1 protein-coding gene is annotated in these 1,709 nt (G+C 34.3%); it reads left to right on the top strand.

The annotated features are described in order from the left end of the window. The coding region (locus C4S38_RS15640) for a hypothetical protein (protein ID WP_160034773.1) at positions 1 to 1,708 on the top strand (1,708 nt) is incomplete at its 5' end. Between the last annotated feature and the right edge of the window lies 1 nt (position 1,709).

Below are 1,709 nucleotides of genomic sequence, written 5' to 3'. Positions count from 1 at the left end.
ATGGGCAAGAGAAACCAGAGCCTTTGGAGAAAACATACGAATAAATATTTCACCTCTTTCCATGCAACAAGACATTTCTACAATCAAAGCTGATTGGCTCATTAAAGAAATAGACCTTGCATTCAATGCCTGGCAAGAAAATAAATACACAAAAGACATCTCTTTTGAAGACTTTTGTTCAACTATTCTTCCTTACAGATTTCAGAATGGAGTATGTTTAGATGATGCCCGGCAAATATTTTACAAACGACATCAAGGATATTTTAATGATTCAACCAAGACTATTCAAGAGATGGTAGATTCATTAAGTTATCAATATAGCTTTCTTCAATATAATTATAATGCCGCCGCCTCTGTCCCGATCTACAGTGCAGCCACATTTGAATATATAAAAAGAGGGTTGTGCGAACAGATGACATGGTATAATTGTCTGCTTTTTTCTGCTTTAGGGATGGCTGTTGCCATAGACTTTGTACCCGAATGGGGAAATAGAAATGAAGCGCACAGCTGGAACACGATTATAATAAATAGAGAGAGCCATCCTTTTGAACCATTTTATGATAATGACAGATGGAAATATAAAAGAATTTACAATAACGAATGTTTTGATCTGGTATGGGGAAAATTCAGGTTACCTAAAGTTTATCGTCATACATACGAATTTAATATAGAAGGACCTATAGCGGATCAGAAAATATCCTCGTATGATATACCTGCTTTATTTAAGAATCCACGGATCAAAGATGTTTCTTCTCAATATTTTAAAACAGCAGATGTATCGCTGGAAATCACAGAAGATATTCCGGATAAAACCAACTACTGTTATTTGTGTGTTTATAGCTTTGAAGGATGGATTCCTGTACAATGGGGTAAAATTGGAAGAAATAAACAGGTTACATTTAAAGACATGGGACGTGATATTGCTTACCTTCCGGCATTTTATAAAAATGGAACGATCATTCCCGCAGCACCATTATTTATTTTAAAACAGGATGGTTCTGTCGAGAAACTGGAATGTGCTAACACAAAAACAGATATAACAATCCGTACCCCCAAACCTTATTTATATAAAAATCTGATCGCAGATAATAAAAAACCATTAATTGGAGGGCAATTTATAGGAAGCAATGATCCGGGAAACGCAGAAAGCCAATATGAAAGTTTATTTACATTGACGGACAGCATGGATATGTGGACAAATGATATAAAAATATCATGCAAAGAACCTTACAGATATATACGGTTTCTTCCTCCGTCAGATACAATTTCGTTATGTGAAGTTGTATTCAAAGAGAGACAGAATGGCCGGCTGATTGAGATTCCGAATGTGAAGGTTTCTGCCAATGTGAAAGGATTTAAGGATGATGAAACACTGAACATGCTAACAGATCATTTGTCTGCAACCGGATTTAAAGGCGTTTTCCGTAAGAAAAAAGAAAGGCAACAAGGAATTATATTTGATTTAGGTAAACCATGTAAACTAGAACAAATATCTTATATCCCTTATAAAAAAAATGAAGTAGCCGATTCATTGGATTTTGAACTTTACTATTGGGATAATGAATGGAAAAGTGCAGGAGCAATTAAAGGAAATAATAACTTTATAACCTTTAAACAAATCCCTCAAAATACAATCTATAAAGTTATTGCTCCCAAAATACAAGAACGGATTTTCACATATAGCAATGGTATAATAAACTGGTTTTAAA

The organism is Parabacteroides chinchillae (genome assembly GCF_900108035.1).
Taxonomy (GTDB): domain Bacteria; phylum Bacteroidota; class Bacteroidia; order Bacteroidales; family Tannerellaceae; genus Parabacteroides; species Parabacteroides chinchillae.
The sequence above is the reverse complement of the archived record's forward strand: the minus strand, read 5'-3'. Positions and strand labels throughout refer to the sequence as shown.